Genomic DNA, 12,983 nt, shown 5'->3' with positions numbered 1-12,983 from the left:
CTCGCCGGGCCCCATCTCTACCCGCACGCCATCCATCGTTGTCACAAACCAGCGACCCACAATTGGCACGATCCACTGAAGCGCAGGGTTTTCATGCCATTCATACTCTTGACCAGGCACCAGTGATAAAAACACAACGCCGGTTGCATCATCGCGGGGACCAGACTGCCAAACACTTGCCATTCCCTTGATAAATGTGATCAGCTTAAAATCATCCAACCACTCCTTCTTTTGATGACTCACCCCTTGATGATCACACCAGACATGCCAAACATGAAATCCAGGCTTATCTTCGGTCAGCATGGACTAAAAGCTTTGCTAATCCAATCTTAGCGGCAGACTTTTCTCATTCAGTTCCTCCTACGGCAGCCGAGCGCGCCGAAGGCGCCATGGCTAGCGTTTGATTGTTGTCAGGAATACCGCCGTGAGGGTAGTGGCGGAGGCCCATCTACCTGCTGCCTTTTTTGGTGCTGGCCACTGGCCTGCTGAGCACCATGGCGGTGCTCGATCAGACCCGCCGCTTCGGCGAAAAGGAACATCTACAGATCGAGAGCACCCTGCTCAATAACGTTGCCGAAGCCCTGCGCACCAAACTCGAGATCAACATCACCATGCTGGGAGCCGTGGTGGGTTTGTTCAATGCCTCGACAGAAGTAAGCCAGCGCGCTACCTGCCTTTGAACAGCGCATCCGCCAGGAAGGATTTCCGGAGTTCCGGGTGCGACCACCGGGGGCCCGACCGGCCTATGGCGCGACCGAATTCCTGCAGCCCTTCGACTGGCGCAACCAAAGGGCCTTTGGCTTCGACATGTATTCCGAACCGGAGCGCCGCCAGGCCATGGACCGAGCATGGAAAACGGGCAAAGCCAGCCTGAGTGAAAAAGTTCAACTCGTGCAGGAAACCCAGGAGGACCTGCAGAGAGGCGTGTTGATTTGTCTGCCGATCTACACCGATCAGGCTCAGATCCCCGGTGCAACCAACCTCACCCTGCGGGGCTGGGCCTTCTCCGCACTGAGGATGAAAGATGTGGTGAACAGCGCCCTCAGCGGCATCATCAACCCCGATCTAGCTGGCACAGGTGTACTCGTGTTCGACGGCACAGAACCGCTCGGACGGAATGTGCTCTACGACAACCTCAACCTGATGGGGAGCGACGGCCTGAGCCATCCCTCCTACGAAAAGTTGGAGATTGCCGGCCGAACCTGGCTGGTGGGAGTGCAGCTGGCCTCCCGGCAGGTGGGCCCGAACGGAATTGGCAACGCCTTCTGGATCACCATGCTGATCGGCAGCAGCATCAGCATGGTGGCCGCCCTGATCAGCCGGATCCTCGTTAGCAATCATCTGACCACCCGCACAGCCCTAGCGATGAGCGAAGCCGCCGCTAGGGAACTGTCCTTGTCCAGCACGGTGTTTGAGGAGAGCAGTCAGGGGATTCTCGTGACCAACCCCCAAGGCCGGATCCTGATGGCCAACAACGCCTTCTACAAGCAGATATGGCTTCAAGTCTGTAAGTGACCAGTTCGGCCACAATGTGGGCGACTAGGTGCTGAAGATGGGCTGGAAACTGGTGGAGACCAGCCGAGCCCCCTTCCTCGAGCTGGACCGGGCCATTGCGATTTCGGCCAGCGTCGGCGTCGCCCGCTTTCCGGAGCACGGCAACACAAGCTAGGAGCTGCTGGCAGCAGCTGACAACTCCATGTACACAGCTAAGCGGGCCAAGACCAATCCTGTGCAGGTGAGTCGTGCCTCCCAGCCTCAGACAACCGCTAGCTCAGGCCTGCTCCAGACGCTTGACGATGAGAGCCATCAGGGCCAAGGAACCGGCAAGGGCAATCAACAAGGCGATGGTCATAGCTGACGGGTCTACTACTGCAACAATTATCGCCGCTGAAGGGTCAAAGCCATCCACCTTCTGATGTCATTTTTGCTGGTTGCTCCATCGGCACTTGGCAACCTGGAGCTCTGCGCCCAATGGCGCTCAGCCCGAGGTGCGGAAAAGGCCAGCCTCGCCAACAGGCTTGGGGCAAGCAACGGTCTCACCAAGAACACAAAGCTGGCCGAGGCTCAGCCCAGCGACATCAACAGCCTTTATCGCATCCCCGACATCCAACGGCTCTGCCGCAACTCCTAAACAACTCAGCACCAATCCATGACCCTGAAGCTCTACGGCGGCGCCCGCAGCCGCGCCTCCATGCCCCGCTGGTATCTAGAGGAGAAGGGGATTGCCTACGAATGGATTCAACTCGACATGGAGGCAGGCGAACACAAGGGAGACACCTTTGGTGCCATCAACCCCTTCGCCAAGGTGCCAGCGCTGGTGGATGAGACCCTGCGCGCACCAGGCGGCAAACCGCTGCAGCTGTTTGAAAGCGGCGCCATCCTGCTGCACCTGGCCGATCACCACGCCAACGAATTCGCTGGCACGGCGGCTGAAATGGCAGCCCAGCGGGCCCTGGCAAACCAGTGGATCCTGTTTGCCAATGCCACCCTGGCAGTGGCGCTGTTTGTGCCTAACAACCGTGAGCGGGAATTCCCGCAGTTGATGGGGGTGCTTGATGGGCTGCTGGCAGGCGGCCGCTCGCTGCTGGCAGGGCCCTGGGGCGATCCCACCTGGAGTGTTGCCGACTGCGCCGTAAATGCCTACCTGGCCTATCTGCCGATCTTCTTCCCCCAGATCGACCTAACTCCCTACCCCAACGTGCAGGCCACGATTGCCGCCACCCAGGCCCGGCCGGCCTACCAACGCGGCATGGGCAGGGCTTGAATCAGTATCTTTGGGATTCCGCCAGAAGGGTCCCAGCCAAGCAGGCACCCTCCAGGTCGGCTCCCTGCAGCTGGGTATCGCGCAGGTCGCAACCACTTAGATCCGCCTGGCGCAGATTGCAGCTACGGAGATTGGCTCCATAGATGCAGCTGCCCTGCAAGTTAGCGCTCTGCAGATTGGCGCCCTCTAACAGGGCAAAACTGAGGTCAGCCTCCGCGAAATCGGCATGGCCCAGATCCGTGAGTTGGTCGAGTCCAGAGCGGAAATCGGCTTCAACCAACCGCGCTTGTCTCCAGCTGCTGCCAGCAGCCACAACACCCCTTAGACAGCAGCGGTGCATCACGGCCCGATCAAAGTTCGATTCCTGAAGACGGCAGCCAGAAAGGTCTGCTTCGTGCCAAAAGGATCCCTGGGCTTGCATTGATGAGAGGTCTGCTCCCCACAGCAACGCTTGCTGAAAGCAGCAGCGTTGCACCTGCGCCCCCCGCAGGCGGGCATGGCCGAAACGTGCTTCCTTGAAACAACTGCCCTCCAGGTTGCAATCAGAGAGGTCAAGGTCGAGACCGTCAATACCACCGAGCCGCAGACCCTGAAAATTGCGCTCGCCTGCCTCCAAGGCCGCACGGAGATATTGGCGACTGGTCTCTGCCATCAGAGAAAGGCAGCAAGGGCATCCAATTGCTGGCGACGAAAAGCAAGCAGTAGCTTTTCAGCCTGGGCAATCAGCTTGAAGACCCCCTTGTCAGCCACCTCGTAATAAACGAGGGCTCCCTCTGGTCGGCGCTGTACCACGCCCGCAATGGTGAGCAGCTTGAGATGTTTCGACACCAGCGCCTGGCTCAGGCCGGTGCTGTCCACAACGGCAGTCACGTTGAGGGGGCCTGCCCGCAGGGCGTGGAGCACGGCAAGCCGATTCGGCTCCGAAAACACCTTGAAATAGTCAGCCAGGTGCTCCATGGCCATGCTCTGCTGCAATCCGATCAAATCACTCTAGAGCATCAAACACATAGCAGCTACTCTAGAAACACATTTCCGTGATATCCTGATAGCCAAGCCTGCGAACTGCCGCTTAATCGCTAGCCCTACCCACCACCCTCACCATCCTGCGGGCCCTGGTGGATGAGATGCGCGATCGGCGCCAAGCCGTGGGCAGGCGGCGATGGTGACGTGACCCCCTTTGCTGCTCCAGTTCCTATGAGAGCTGGTGGCGTCGGGTGGCCAGCAGCAGCATCTCGGCTTGGCCCAGAAGCTTGAGCACTGCTTTGTCGATCACCTCGTAAAACACCAGGGAGCCCTCGGGCCGGCGCTGCACCACTCCGGCGATGGTGAGCAGTTTGAGGTGCTTCGACACAAGGGCCTGGCTGAGCCCCGTGGCCTGGCTGAGCCCCGATGCCTCCACAACTGCCGTGACGTTGAGGGGACCGCCCCGCAGGGCCTCGAGCACCGCCAGCCGGCTTGGCTCGGAGAACACCTTGAAGTATTCGGCCAGGGCTTCCATCTGGTCCTCGGGAAGGGAGGTGGCCAAAAACATGCCTAGTCAAATTTTGACTCATCTTTGCGCTAGTGAATCACCGCTAAATCCAGCTACTGCGTAAATTGCGTAACATGATGCCGTTATGACGTTAAGCTGTTGTCCCCTTGTTACTGCGTCCATGTCGCCTGAGTCCCTCGCGCCTCCCCATCCCTTGCCCCCCTCCTCCGCACCGGCTGTGTGGCCGCTGCAGTGGCCCCAGCGGGAGGGACTGTTGGAGCGCCAGCACGACCGTCTCGAAGCATTGCTTGACGATCTGGTCGATCGCCACTGCCTAGCCGACGAGGAGCGCAGTGCTCTGCAGCTGCTCGCTGATCGCCGCGACTGCCTGCTGTTGGTGAGGGGGCTGCGCCTGCATTTGCGGCTAGAGGAGCGCTGGCTCGCTCAGTGCGGCTGCCTTTGCCCTGGCCACCGGGCCGCCCACTGCGAGGCCGTCGCTGCCGCTGCTGCCGGCTGGGAGGTTGCCGAAACCCTGCGAGCCGCGCGGCTGCCCTGGCTGATGGAACTCCAGCAGTGGTTTCACGGCCATCGCCACGGGCCCGATGCCCTGGCCTACGCCCGCGCTTCCGCCCTCACCCCCTCCCTCTGATGACCACCTCTGCTCCCCACCTGCGCGAAAACCTGCTCACCCCGCGCTTTTACACCACCGAAATCGAGAAGGCTGCCAAGACCGATCTCGTGGGCCAGCTCGCTGCCTTCGAGGCGATGCTCAACGAGATGGAGGCCGATTACAACCGCGATCACTTTGATCGCAAGGCCCCCCTCGATCGGCTGCGGGTCCTGAATCCAGACGAGAAAGTAGCCTACGAGAGCTATTTAGTGCGCAGCTGCGTGTCGGAATTCTCCGGCTTTCTGCTGTTCAAAGAGCTCTCACGCCAGCTTCAAAAGGCAGGCCGCCCAGAGTTGAGCCGCCTCTTCAATTTGATGGCCCGTGATGAGGCTCGCCATGCCGGCTTTCTCAACCGGGCCCTGGTGGCCGAGGGCATTGAAATCGATTTGCCAGCGTTGAGCGGCAAGCGGCCGATCACCTGGTTTCCGTTGAGTTGGGTGCTCTATTCGGTGTATCTCTCCGAAAAGATCGGCTATTGGCGCTACATCTTGATCGACCGGCACCTCAAGGCTCACCCCGAGAACGACTTCGCCCCCCTGTTTGATTTCTTTGAGCCCTGGTGTCAGGACGAGAACCGCCACGGCGACATCTTCAATATGCTTCTGCGCTGCTGGCCGGGGTTGCGGCAGGGACTGCGCGGCCGGCTGCTGAGTCGCATCTTCCTGTGGAGCGTTTTTCTAACCCACAGCCTGACGGTGTGTGAGCGCGGCAACTTTTACAAGCTGCTGGGCATGGATCCCAGCAGCTTCGATGAAGAGGTGATGCGCAACACCAACCGCACAGCCCGCCGTGCTTTTCCGGTGGTGTTCGATCTGGAGGGCCGCGCCTATTTCGAGCTGCGCGATCAGCTGGTGGAGGTATTCCGGGCTATCAAATCCAGCGCGGAGGAGCCCGCTAGCCCTGCACGGTTGCTGAAGTCTCTCGGCCTGAAGGCCCGCTTTGCAGGCTTGCTGTTGCGCCAGCTCAGCCAGCCGATGGTGCCATCCTCTGGGGCAATCGCGTGAGGGCGGCGACTTCCCTGCCCGCCCTTGGGCAGGGGGTGAAGGTGGTGCCTGGACGCTTGCCCTTCAGCACCGGAACGGTGTTGTTCATGGTGGCGATCCATGCCCTGGCGTTGGTCGCTCTGTTGCCACGCTTCTGGAGCCCAACAGCACTGCTAGTCCTATTGGTGCTGTACTGGCTTACCGCCTGTGTGGGGGTGACCCTGGGTTACCACCGTCTGTTGGCCCACAGAGCTTTTCAGGTGCCCAGATGGTTGGAGCTAGTTATCGCTACCTGCGGTGCCCTCAGCTGCCAGCACGGTCCGATCGACTGGGTGGGCTTGCATCGCCATCACCACCTGCACTCCGACGATCCAGCTGACCACCACAACAGTCATCTCGGCTTCTGGTGGAGCCACTTCGCCTGGATGCTGCACACCGTGCCAGCCAAGCAGTACGTGGGCCAACTCACCCCGGACCTGCAACAGATTCCCTACTACCGCTGGTTAAACCGCAACTTTCTGCTGCTGCAGTTACCCCTGGCGGCCGCTCTCTATGGGCTGGGTAAGGCGACCGGAGCCGGTGGTTGGGCCCTTGTGCTCTGGGGCATTCCCCTCCGCCTGGTGTTTGTTTATCACGCAACTTGGCTGGTCAATTCAGCCACCCATCGGTGGGGCTACGTGAGCCACAGGAGCGGTGATAGTTCCCGCAATAACTGGTGGGTGGCCCTGCTCACCTTCGGGGAGGGCTGGCATAACAACCATCACGCCTACCCCAGTAGTGCCCGCATGGGCTTTCGCTGGTGGGAGCTCGATCTCACCTGGTGGCACATCCAGATGCTGGGCCGGCTTGGCCTGGCCCGTCGAATTCGCCTGGCCGCTCCTCTTCACTCCTCCTCCTCATGACGTCCATGCCCTTTTCAGCCCTGCCCGACATCTCCAACCCCGCCTACCGCGATGCCTACAGCCGCATCAACGGCATGGTGGTGGTGGGTGAAAATCTCGCTGGTCGCCACTTCCGACTGCTTGCCCGCGCCATTCCAAATGATCAGCAGGAACTGGAGCGACTTGCCGCCATGGAAGGGCGCCACGCCAGCGACTTCATGGGCTGCGGTCGCAACCTTGGAATCAAGCCCGATCTAGGCCTAGCCCGTCTCCTCTTCGCCCCGCTGCACGAGCTGTTCCTGAGGTGCAACAAGCAGGGCGACCTATCGGGCTGCCTAGTGATTCAGGGCCTGATTGTGGAGTGTTTTGCCCTTTCGGCTTACCACGCCTACCTGCCGGTGGCCGACGCCTACGCCCAGCCCATCACCGCCGCTGTGATCAGCGATGAAGGAGAGCATCTGGGCTACGCGGAGCGCTGGTTGCATGCCCACTTCGGCGCAGCGCAGGCATCCGCCGGCATGGTCAGCCGCAAAGCCCTACCGATCACTCTGGCCATCCTGCAGACCATGGCTAAGGACATGAAGGCGATCGGCATGGACCCGCACGAGGTGCTGGCAAATTTCAGCGAGCTATTTCTTCAAGCCCTGAAAGCCAGCGGCTTTGATCAAACAGCAGCCAGACGCATCGTTACCGGAGGCCTAGCTGCTGCTGCAACTAGATGATCCAGGCCAGGTCAGCGAGGGGCGCGGGGGAGGGGAGATCAATCGCTTCAGTGCGTAGCCAAGCACTGCTGAGCTGCATGGGCCGTAAAGCGCCACCAAACCGCAGCTGCAGCCAGACAGCGACGCTGGGATCGAGTATGGCAATCGCCTCCGCTGGGCCTGGTTGCTCGATCCCGCTCCGCCCGCCAACCACACCCAGCATTGAGCTGAGATTCGGCGGGCAGTACCAGAGGCCCGCCTCGCCTATTGCCTGATGACGGCGTCGCTCGAGCATCAGTTCGCGCAGCTGGCCATCCCCGCTGAGCGCTGGGAACGGAGCCACTAGCAACTGCAGCTGGAGTAGGTCCGTCGGCGGCGGGCCCAGCTGGGGCTCAAAGGGTATGGCCATGGGGAGCGTTGCAACGTTTTAGGAATCACGGGATAGTGTAACAACTGTAGTGGCATATCATTGACCCGGTTTACGCCGCCCGTCCGGGCGAGTCCGATGCTCTCCTCTCCTTCCCTCTCCACCACCTCCCAGCAGGGCCAAGTTCTTGGTCCGCGGGTGCGCAAGCTGCACGCCCACATCGGCAAGGCCCACCATCAAGCGGAGGGGATGGAGTTTTCCAGGGCACTGCTGGAAGGCAGAGCCACGCCGCTGCAGCTGGCAGGCCTGCTGAGGGCGCTGCTGCCGGCCTACACCCTGCTTGAGCAGGAGGCCCCCGACTTGGCCACCGCCCTTGGCGCAACGAACATTCCTTGGTCAGATCTGGCCCGCAGGCACGCCCTAGAGCACGACCTGAAGCAGCTCGCCGCCTTGCCAGCAACACCGGCATCAGCGGCAGCAGCCAGCTGGCTGGAGCAGGTCAAGTTGCTGGCTCGCCAGGCACCCCACCGGCTGATGGCGCACGTTTATGTGCGCTACGGCGGCGATCTCTCCGGCGGACAGCAACTAGGGGGCCAGGCCAACGCCATCCTGAGCCGCCATGGCTTGTCAGGACTGAAGTTTTGGTCATTTGAGCAAGAGATCCCTGCCCTGAAGAAAGCCCTACATGACGGTTTTGAGCAGATGGATCTATCTGAAGCAGAGGAAGAAGAGTTACTGGATGAAGCCGTAGCGGCCTTCAAGCTCACCCAGAAACTGCTAGCCGAACTCGCCGAGATCTAAGGCGGCAACGCATCCCAGTCCCCCAACCCAACCCCTCACGCCCATGCCCGCCATCGCCCCTGCGCTCAGCCCGATCGAGCTGCTGCACAAGTACAACAAGCCCGTTCCCCGATATACCAGCTATCCCACCGCAGCAGCGTTTGAGATCGGAATTGGAGCAGGGGAGCTAAGCCGGCAACTTGCCCAACCAACCAGCGCACCACTTTCGCTCTATGTGCATGTGCCTTTCTGCCGCCATGCCTGCTGGTATTGCGGCTGCAACCGGGTGACCACCCAACTCGGCTCCAAGGTGGTGGAGCCATACCTGGCCTCATTGGGGATCGAGCTGAAGCTCCTCAGGGCCGTGATGCCACAACGACGTCGGGTCGCCCAACTGCACTGGGGCGGTGGTACCCCCAACTATCTCAATCAGCAAGAATCCGCCCAGCTCTGGGGATTACTGGAGCAGCACTTCGAGCTCGAGCCCAACCTCGATGCATCCATCGAAGTCAATCCGGAATTCCTCAGTCGCGATGAGGTGCTGCATCTGCGGGGCCTGGGATTCAATCGCATCAGCTTTGGCATTCAGGATGCCAATCCAGAGGTGCAGAAAGCTGTGAATCGAATCGTGCCAGTGGAGCAGTTGCTCCGGGTGATGGGCTGGCTACGGGAGGTGGATTTCAACAGCGTGAATGTGGATCTGATCTGCGGCCTGCCACTCCAGACACCGGAGCGCTTCCGCCAGACCCTGGCACTGGTGCAGCAGTTGCGCCCTGATCGCGTCTCCCTGTTCTCCTTTGCCTACCTGCCGGACCAGTTGCCACTGCAACGCAAAATTGCCGCCGGCGATCTACCCAACCAGCGCGACCGCTTGATGATGCTCGAAGACGCCCAGCAGCTGCTCTGCAGTTCTGGATACGAGGCTGTTGGCATGGATCATTACGCCCTCACTGGCGACAGCCTGGCAGAAGCCGCCCGAGCTGGGCTGCTGCATCGAAACTTTCAGGGGTACACAACCGGTGGGGAGCTGGAGCTGCTGGGGGTGGGGCCCACCGCCATCAGCCAATTCCCGCACCTATTCACCCAGAACGAACGGAATCTCAAGGCCTACACCCGGGCCCTCGCAGAGGGTCGCCTGCCCGTGGAGCGCGGTTTGGTGGTCCAGGATGCGGAGACCCTGGACCGGCGCGAATTGATCCGTCAGGTGATGTGCGAATTCGCGGCAACCATCGACCTTGATCACTTCAGTGGAGAGTGGCAAGAATTGCAGGAGCTGGCCAAAGATGGGTTGGTGAAACTGGAAACCAGCGGTCGGCTTGGCTTGCTCACAGTCACCACCTCGGGCCGCTGGCTGATCCGCACCATCGCCGCGGTCTTCGATCCGCAACAGCAACAGCGCGCTTCTGGATCCTGCCTGGTTTAAGCCGTCACCAACCAGCGTCCAGCCGCCACCAGCACCAGGGCCAGAGCCAATCCACCCCAACGGCTCCAGCCGGCCGGTTGAAAACGGGGGATCAGCATGGCCGTGCCCCACTTGTCCTATTCACCCCGCGGCCAGGGCCTGGGCTGCCAAGGCAGTCGCCGCGCCAGGCCCTGGATGAACTCTCCCCAAACCATGAAGGGACACACCACGCCGCACCCGACCCAGCCGGTACGGCGCCAGGGTCAACAGGTTGCGGATGGGTCCTTAAGCACCGGCGTTACCGATGATGGCCCCACACGCGGCCACGTCCAATGCGCAAAGGACATGGCGTGGACGTCAGCTTTGACTGGCGGGGCCAGCGGCTGCAGCTGCTGGGAGCCAAGGCGGCGTGGGATCCCCAGCGCCGGGCCCTACTAGTGGCGGATTTGCATTTAGGCAAGGCGGAAACCTTCCAGGCCCATGGCATTCCCCTGCCCAGCGATGGCGACGGCGCGACCCTCAATGGGCTCCTGGAGTTGGCCCATCAGCTGGAGCCCCAGCAGGTGGTGGTGCTGGGAGACCTGATCCACAGCCGCCTGGGGCTCACCGGCGAACTCCGCGCCAAGCTGGCTGCCCTACCGGAACTGCTGGGCTGCCCGTTGCGCCTGATCGGCGGCAACCATGAGCAGGGAAGCTGGATCGAGGGGCTGCCGCAAGAGCCTTCCCAAGCCCTGGGCCCCTGGTGGCTGAGCCACATTCCAGAGCCCCGGGCGGGCATGCTCAACCTCTGCGGCCACCTGCATCCAGTGGCAGTGGTGGGCCGGGGTGCCGATCGGCTGCGGCTGCCATGCTTCAGCTATTGCGAAGCCAGTGAGCGCCTAGCCATGCCAGCCTTCGGGCGCTTGACGGGAGGCCATCCCTGCTCCCAACGTGATCGGATCTGGTTGGTGGCCGACGGCGCCGTCGTGGATTGGACGCAAGCACCACCCAGCAGCAATCGGGCCGCCTGAGCCCCAGGCCCCGCCGCCCGTTGTGGCGATACAAGCGGATGCTCACGGTGGCTCTGCCAGCAGGCTTTCTCACCTTTTTGGTGGCCATTGCCCCACCGCTGCCCGGGTCCGGCCCCCGGGCCGGAGCACCCCTACTCACCCGCGCCGACGACCAACCGTTCCGCTACCAGCCGGACGACAGCACCTATGCCCTCGACTTCGATCCACGTGCCGTGCAGATCGACCTGCTGGAGGGCTGGGATCGGGAACAGGAGGCCTACGCCGACAGCCAGGCCCTGGCCTTCTTTTCGGGGCCGATGTACGAGCGCCACGTCGATGCGGGCGGGCGGGAAATCACGGTGCCGCTGGGCGATCTCAAGCTGGGCGATCGCATCTGGCGCGGCCGCAACCGCACCGCTGCCCGCCAGCGGGCCTTTGTGGGTATCCGCCGCGATGGGGGCGTCGACTTCGGCTTCGGCGAGCTGACGGCCGATCGCGCCCAGCGCTACGACAGCTTCATCGGCGGGCTTCACAGCGTCTACAACGACCTGGAGCGGCCGCCGGCGAGCTATCGCGGTGCCTACAGCATTTCGATGGGCCAGCAGATCCGCTATTTCCTACCCAGGATCCGCATGGTGATCGGCCTGCGCCCCGACGGCCGGCTGGAGGTGCTGATGAGCCGCGATGGCCTCACCCTCGAGCAGACCCGCTCCCTGGCGCGGCAGCGCGGGCTGCGGGCCGCCTACCTGCCCGACCACGCCTCCAAGAGCCGTTTCATCATCCCCGGCAAAAAGGGCTTCAGCGCGGCTGACGCCAACTGGATCAGCGGTGGCGCCACCAGCTTTGTGCACGTGCCCTACCTGCTGCGGCTGAGCCGACGCAGCACCACCCTGCAGGGGTCGCTGCTGGCCAGCATGGCGGGGCGAACGGCGGCGGAGGGCTGCGGCAATCCCTTCCAGTGCGGCCAAACCCTCGGCGGGCAACTGGTGGACCGGGCCCTGGCCGGCTTCAACCGGCTAATGGAGCAGGGGGTGGAACCCATCGCCCAGCTGATCTGGGCCCCTCGTGGTCCCCGGGATCCCCTGCGGGCCAACGCCAAGGCCCCCCTGCGGGAGCCGCCGATCAGCGCGGACCCCCTGGCCCTGCGCCAGCGCCAAGAGCAAGCCGCCGACAGCCCGGCGATCACCGGGGTGGAGTTCGAGACCCTCGGCCTGCCATCCGACCTCTCCCAGCCCCTGGTACTGCCAGAAGGCGTAGAACTGCCTGAGGAGGAAGCCGCGGCCGCGGACGGGTACGCCTCGCCAGCGGATCCAGGGGCGCCAGGGGCCGCCGAACTGGAGGGCGCCGAACCGGCGGAAGCACCATTGGATTCGGCGGTCGGCCCCACGGGCCAGATCACCACAGGGGCTCCCCTGCCGGGAGCGCCGCCACCACCGGGCCTGCCAGTGCCAGAGCCCTGATCGGCTGATACCCCTGCTTCAGCCCGCTGCCGCCAGGGCTCGCACCACATCGCCCCTGGTGAGCACACCCACCGGGTGGCGCTCGCCATCCAGCACAAACAGACGTTGGGTGCTGCGCTCATGCAGCAGGCCAGCCGCCGCCGGCAAGGGCAGCTCGGCGCTGCAGCTGTGGGGGTGTTGGCCCATCACCTCGCCCACGGTGCTGCCGAGCACCTGGTGCACCTCCTTGTCCCAGTTGAGCGGATTGCGCAGGTAGATCACCGCATCGAGCAGCATCACGTAGGGGCCGGGCTGGAAGCCGCTTTCGCGCACCATCAGGTCTTGCTCGCTGAGCTCGCCCACCAGGGCGCCACTGCCATCCACCACCGGCAAACCGCTGATGTGGTGCTCGCTCATCAACTGCACGGCCTCCTGCAGGGGACTGTCCGCTGTGACACTCAACACCGGTGCAGACATCACGGCGGAAACCAGCTGTTGCACCACGGGCCAAACAAGACGACTGGAGCCATTCTGGG

Annotated in this window: 18 protein-coding genes and 1 pseudogene; 12 read left to right on the top strand and 7 right to left on the bottom strand. The window is 62.6% G+C overall.

Translation table 11 applies throughout. The features are described from left to right. Positions 1–303 (bottom strand): annotated as a pseudogene (locus tag KBY99_RS13080) (cupin domain-containing protein); the annotation flags it as partial. Between the two features lie 164 nt (positions 304–467). Between KBY99_RS13080 and KBY99_RS13075 the strand changes: the two are divergent. Continuing rightward, positions 468–680, top strand: coding sequence for a hypothetical protein (locus KBY99_RS13075; RefSeq protein ID WP_254999504.1), 213 nt, complete (start codon positions 468–470; stop codon positions 678–680). 37 nt (positions 681–717) lie between these two features. After that, the gene (locus KBY99_RS13070) at positions 718–1,515 is read left to right on the top strand and encodes a CHASE domain-containing protein (RefSeq protein WP_254999501.1); all 798 of its coding nucleotides are present in this window, start codon (positions 718–720) and stop codon (positions 1,513–1,515) included. A gap of 256 nt (positions 1,516–1,771) precedes the next feature. Here KBY99_RS13070 and KBY99_RS13065 read toward each other — a convergent pair whose 3' ends face one another. Further along, the gene (locus KBY99_RS13065; protein ID WP_254999498.1) at positions 1,772–1,909 is read right to left on the bottom strand and encodes a hypothetical protein; all 138 of its coding nucleotides are present in this window, start codon (positions 1,907–1,909) and stop codon (positions 1,772–1,774) included. 6 nt (positions 1,910–1,915) lie between these two features. Here KBY99_RS13065 and KBY99_RS13060 point away from each other — a divergent pair, with 6 nt between their 5' ends. Continuing rightward, positions 1,916–2,131, top strand: a complete 216-nt coding sequence (locus tag KBY99_RS13060) for a hypothetical protein (protein ID WP_254942639.1) — start codon at positions 1,916–1,918, stop codon at positions 2,129–2,131. 18 nt (positions 2,132–2,149) lie between these two features. Then, positions 2,150–2,764, top strand: coding sequence for a glutathione S-transferase family protein (locus tag KBY99_RS13055; RefSeq protein WP_254999497.1), 615 nt, complete (start codon positions 2,150–2,152; stop codon positions 2,762–2,764). A gap of 1 nt (position 2,765) precedes the next feature. Here KBY99_RS13055 and KBY99_RS13050 read toward each other — a convergent pair whose 3' ends face one another. The 3 genes from KBY99_RS13050 to KBY99_RS13040 form a co-directional block, all read right to left on the bottom strand. Next, a complete protein-coding gene (locus tag KBY99_RS13050; RefSeq protein WP_254999496.1) occupies positions 2,766–3,416 on the bottom strand; it encodes a pentapeptide repeat-containing protein in 651 nt (216 codons plus the stop codon). Further along, positions 3,416–3,721, bottom strand: coding sequence for an ArsR/SmtB family transcription factor (locus KBY99_RS13045; RefSeq protein ID WP_254929665.1), 306 nt, complete (start codon positions 3,719–3,721; stop codon positions 3,416–3,418). Before KBY99_RS13045 ends, KBY99_RS13050 begins: the two co-directional genes overlap by 1 nt. Before the next feature lie 235 nt (positions 3,722–3,956). Then, the gene (locus KBY99_RS13040) at positions 3,957–4,289 is read right to left on the bottom strand and encodes an ArsR/SmtB family transcription factor (RefSeq protein ID WP_396095588.1); all 333 of its coding nucleotides are present in this window, start codon (positions 4,287–4,289) and stop codon (positions 3,957–3,959) included. Positions 4,290–4,416: 127 nt separating this feature from the next. Between KBY99_RS13040 and KBY99_RS13035 the strand changes: the two genes are divergently transcribed. From KBY99_RS13035 to KBY99_RS13020, 4 genes are all read left to right on the top strand, one after another. Then, positions 4,417–4,884: a hypothetical protein gene (locus tag KBY99_RS13035; RefSeq protein ID WP_254999495.1), complete on the top strand. Its 468-nt coding sequence runs from the start codon at positions 4,417–4,419 to the stop codon at positions 4,882–4,884. After that, on the top strand, positions 4,884–5,909 hold the full coding sequence (acsF, locus tag KBY99_RS13030) for a magnesium-protoporphyrin IX monomethyl ester (oxidative) cyclase (RefSeq protein WP_254929662.1): 1,026 nt from the start codon (positions 4,884–4,886) through the stop codon (positions 5,907–5,909). The genes KBY99_RS13035 and acsF overlap by 1 nt, the downstream gene beginning before the upstream one ends. A gap of 86 nt (positions 5,910–5,995) precedes the next feature. Next, the gene (locus tag KBY99_RS13025) at positions 5,996–6,790 is read left to right on the top strand and encodes an acyl-CoA desaturase (protein WP_254999510.1); all 795 of its coding nucleotides are present in this window, start codon (positions 5,996–5,998) and stop codon (positions 6,788–6,790) included. Further along, a complete protein-coding gene (locus KBY99_RS13020; RefSeq protein ID WP_254999494.1) occupies positions 6,787–7,491 on the top strand; it encodes a long-chain fatty aldehyde decarbonylase in 705 nt (234 codons plus the stop codon). The genes KBY99_RS13025 and KBY99_RS13020 overlap by 4 nt, the downstream gene beginning before the upstream one ends. On the opposite strand, the gene KBY99_RS13015 is transcribed toward KBY99_RS13020, so the two are convergent. Next, positions 7,484–7,879 (bottom strand): hypothetical protein, encoded by a 396-nt coding sequence (locus KBY99_RS13015; protein ID WP_254999492.1) that lies wholly within the window; start codon positions 7,877–7,879, stop codon positions 7,484–7,486. The genes KBY99_RS13020 and KBY99_RS13015 overlap by 8 nt on opposite strands. 96 nt (positions 7,880–7,975) lie before the next feature. Here KBY99_RS13015 and KBY99_RS13010 point away from each other — a divergent pair, with 96 nt between their 5' ends. From KBY99_RS13010 to KBY99_RS12995, 4 genes are all read left to right on the top strand, one after another. Further along, positions 7,976–8,638 carry a biliverdin-producing heme oxygenase gene (locus tag KBY99_RS13010; protein ID WP_254999491.1) on the top strand — a complete coding sequence of 221 codons (663 nt, stop codon included), beginning with the start codon at positions 7,976–7,978 and terminating at the stop codon, positions 8,636–8,638. 43 nt (positions 8,639–8,681) lie between these two features. Then, positions 8,682–10,040 (top strand): oxygen-independent coproporphyrinogen III oxidase, encoded by a 1,359-nt coding sequence (gene hemN, locus KBY99_RS13005; protein ID WP_254999490.1) that lies wholly within the window; start codon positions 8,682–8,684, stop codon positions 10,038–10,040. A gap of 311 nt (positions 10,041–10,351) precedes the next feature. Next, on the top strand, positions 10,352–11,029 hold the full coding sequence (gene pdeM, locus KBY99_RS13000; protein WP_254999489.1) for a ligase-associated DNA damage response endonuclease PdeM: 678 nt from the start codon (positions 10,352–10,354) through the stop codon (positions 11,027–11,029). Positions 11,030–11,067: 38 nt separating this feature from the next. Next, positions 11,068–12,468: a hypothetical protein gene (locus tag KBY99_RS12995; RefSeq protein WP_254999508.1), complete on the top strand. Its 1,401-nt coding sequence runs from the start codon at positions 11,068–11,070 to the stop codon at positions 12,466–12,468. 18 nt (positions 12,469–12,486) lie between these two features. Here KBY99_RS12995 and KBY99_RS12990 read toward each other — a convergent pair whose 3' ends face one another. Further along, positions 12,487–12,924, bottom strand: coding sequence for a CBS domain-containing protein (locus tag KBY99_RS12990; RefSeq protein ID WP_254929578.1), 438 nt, complete (start codon positions 12,922–12,924; stop codon positions 12,487–12,489). Positions 12,925–12,983: the final 59 nt, after the last annotated feature.

The sequence above is a fragment of the Cyanobium sp. Maggiore-St4-Cus genome (genome assembly GCF_024345615.1).
GTDB classification, from domain to species: Bacteria; Cyanobacteriota; Cyanobacteriia; order PCC-6307; family Cyanobiaceae; genus Cyanobium_A; species Cyanobium_A usitatum.
The sequence above is the reverse complement of the archived record's forward strand: the minus strand, read 5'-3'. Positions and strand labels throughout refer to the sequence as shown.

Coding starts and splice junctions, on each gene's coding strand:
- KBY99_RS13025 (WP_254999510.1), top strand. CDS start 5,996: ATGGTGGCGATCCATGCCCTGGCGTTGGTCGCTCTGTTGCCACGCTTC.
- acsF (WP_254929662.1), top strand. CDS start 4,884: ATGACCACCTCTGCTCCCCACCTGCGCGAAAACCTGCTCACCCCGCGC.
- KBY99_RS12990 (WP_254929578.1), bottom strand. CDS start 12,924: ATGTCTGCACCGGTGTTGAGTGTCACAGCGGACAGTCCCCTGCAGGAG.
- KBY99_RS13035 (WP_254999495.1), top strand. CDS start 4,417: ATGTCGCCTGAGTCCCTCGCGCCTCCCCATCCCTTGCCCCCCTCCTCC.
- KBY99_RS13015 (WP_254999492.1), bottom strand. CDS start 7,879: ATGGCCATACCCTTTGAGCCCCAGCTGGGCCCGCCGCCGACGGACCTA.
- KBY99_RS13060 (WP_254942639.1), top strand. CDS start 1,916: ATGTCATTTTTGCTGGTTGCTCCATCGGCACTTGGCAACCTGGAGCTC.
- hemN (WP_254999490.1), top strand. CDS start 8,682: ATGCCCGCCATCGCCCCTGCGCTCAGCCCGATCGAGCTGCTGCACAAG.
- KBY99_RS13045 (WP_254929665.1), bottom strand. CDS start 3,721: ATGGAGCACCTGGCTGACTATTTCAAGGTGTTTTCGGAGCCGAATCGG.
- pdeM (WP_254999489.1), top strand. CDS start 10,352: ATGCGCAAAGGACATGGCGTGGACGTCAGCTTTGACTGGCGGGGCCAG.
- KBY99_RS13010 (WP_254999491.1), top strand. CDS start 7,976: ATGCTCTCCTCTCCTTCCCTCTCCACCACCTCCCAGCAGGGCCAAGTT.
- KBY99_RS13055 (WP_254999497.1), top strand. CDS start 2,150: ATGACCCTGAAGCTCTACGGCGGCGCCCGCAGCCGCGCCTCCATGCCC.
- KBY99_RS13020 (WP_254999494.1), top strand. CDS start 6,787: ATGACGTCCATGCCCTTTTCAGCCCTGCCCGACATCTCCAACCCCGCC.
- KBY99_RS13050 (WP_254999496.1), bottom strand. CDS start 3,416: ATGGCAGAGACCAGTCGCCAATATCTCCGTGCGGCCTTGGAGGCAGGC.
- KBY99_RS12995 (WP_254999508.1), top strand. CDS start 11,068: ATGCTCACGGTGGCTCTGCCAGCAGGCTTTCTCACCTTTTTGGTGGCC.